Here is a 1806-nt window from a genome sequence, read left to right as displayed (position 1 = left end):
TCGTTGGGGCGGGCGGCGCATCCTGAGTGGACGGCGGCGCGACAGCACCATCCGCCCATGCCGGGCCATAAATGACGCCGGAAACAAGCAGAGATGTCAAAAATGCAAAAGGAATCCGCATCGCCGGACTCTAGTCCCGGGCGAGAGAACGTCAAACTGAATTTGGCGTGAAAAGGCCGGCAGACGGCGACAAGCATCAAATGGGCGGAGGCGACAGCCTCCTGCCCGAAAACTCAGCCCTGACGTGCCTTGTAGCGCGGGGCGGTCTTGTTGATGATGTAGATGCGGCCCTTGCGGCGAACCAGCTGGTTGTCGCGGTGACGCGCCTTCAGCGCCTTGAGCGAATTCTTGATCTTCATGGTCTTGCCTGTCGGTGTGGACCCGGTTGGGTCGAAATTTTAAGGCGCGCCAGAAGACGCGCCTTTGAACTGTGGGTGGCTCATAAACGAGGAGCCTTGTCCCTGTCAACCGCAAGCGTGCTCCATAGCGGCTGTGAATCATCCCTGTCATCAATTATCCGCCATGTCTGCCTTGCGGCATTGCGCGGCCCTGGGCCGGCTGGGATGATGCGGTCGCCGTGAAATGATTTGGAGACGACTATGCGCCGGATGTTCCTGGCCGCCTGCCTTGTCCTGCTGGCGGCAGCTTCGGTTGCGCGCGCGCAGGAATGCGACCGCAGCGACGACAGCCAGCAAATGATGAACATCTGTGCCGGCGAGGATTACCAGGCGGCCGACGCCAGGCTCAACACGGCCTATCAGAACCTCACCAGCTCGGACGATGCCAACGGCAAGAGATTGCTGCAGGTGGCGCAACGCGCCTGGATCACTTTTCGCGATGCCGAGTGCGCGCATTCCACCGCCGCCAGCGAAGGCGGATCGATCCATTCGATGGAAGTTTCGCAATGCCTGACCCAGATTGACCAATGACCGCGTCAAGCAGCTCGCTGCCGCGGCCAATTGCGAGGAAGGCGATGGGAGTTGCGCCAATACAGGGCAGGACGAGAGCGACGACGCGCAGTAGGCAACCTTATGAGGCGCGACGTCTGATCCGAGTGAAATGACCCATCTTGCGGCCGGGCCGCGCTTCGGTCTTGCCGTAGAGATGCAGCATCAGATCGGGCTCGGCGAGAAGCTCCGGGACGCGCAGCACATCGTCGCCGATCAGGTTTTCCATCACGCAGTCGGAATGGCGGTCCGGGCCGCCGAGCGGCAGGCCGGCGATGGCGCGGATATGCTGCTCGAACTGCGAAACGACACAGGCGGCTTCCGTCCAATGGCCGGAATTGTGCACGCGCGGCGCGATCTCGTTGGCCAGCAGCGAGCCATCGGCCAGCACGAAGAACTCGACGCCGATGACACCGACATAGTCGAGCGCCGCAAGGATCTTCGATGCGGCCGTTCGGGCTGCTTGCGCCGTCTCCGGCATAATGGCGGCCGGCAAGGTCGATGTGTGGAGAATGCCGTTGCGATGGATATTCTCGGCTGGATCGTAGGCGACAACCGCACCGTCCAGCCCACGCGCCGCGATCACCGATATCTCGCGCTCGAACGGCACGAAGGACTCCAGAATCAGCGGCACATTGCCCATCGCCTCGCATGTGCCGGCAAAACCGCCGGCTTCCATGTTGCGGAAGACGCGCTGGCCCTTGCCGTCATATCCCATGCGCCGGGTCTTCAGGATGCCGCTGCCGTCGAATGCTTTCAGCGCCGCCGCCAGCTCGTCATCATTGTCGACGGCGTGGAAATCGGCGGTGGCAATGCCGATGCCGTTGAGGAATGTTTTTTCGTCCACCCGGTCCTGCGC

The 1806-nt window shown here is 62.1% G+C and carries 2 protein-coding genes and 1 pseudogene; 1 reads left to right on the top strand and 2 read right to left on the bottom strand.

The annotated features are described in order from the left end of the window. Positions 1 to 233 precede the first annotated feature (233 nt). Entirely contained in the window at positions 234 to 359 is a 126-nt protein-coding gene (ykgO, locus tag EN879_RS34415; RefSeq protein ID WP_006203764.1) for a type B 50S ribosomal protein L36, read from the bottom strand. Between the two features lie 240 nt (positions 360 to 599). Between ykgO and EN879_RS34410 the strand changes: the two are divergent. After that, positions 600 to 1023, top strand: a pseudogene (locus EN879_RS34410) (lysozyme inhibitor LprI family protein). A 6-nt stretch (positions 1024 to 1029) separates the two neighbouring features. Here EN879_RS34410 and EN879_RS34405 read toward each other — a convergent pair. Next, positions 1030 to 1806, bottom strand: a 777-nt coding sequence (locus EN879_RS34405) for a 5-(carboxyamino)imidazole ribonucleotide synthase (RefSeq protein WP_127274637.1), incomplete at its 5' end; no start/stop codon positions are given.

The organism is Mesorhizobium sp. M7A.F.Ca.AU.002.02.1.1, from assembly GCF_003998535.1.
GTDB classification, from domain to species: domain Bacteria; phylum Pseudomonadota; class Alphaproteobacteria; order Rhizobiales; family Rhizobiaceae; genus Mesorhizobium; species Mesorhizobium ciceri.
This window is presented reverse-complemented; position numbering and strand designations above follow the sequence as displayed.

Coding starts and splice junctions, on each gene's coding strand:
- ykgO (WP_006203764.1), bottom strand. CDS start 359: ATGAAGATCAAGAATTCGCTCAAGGCGCTGAAGGCGCGTCACCGCGAC.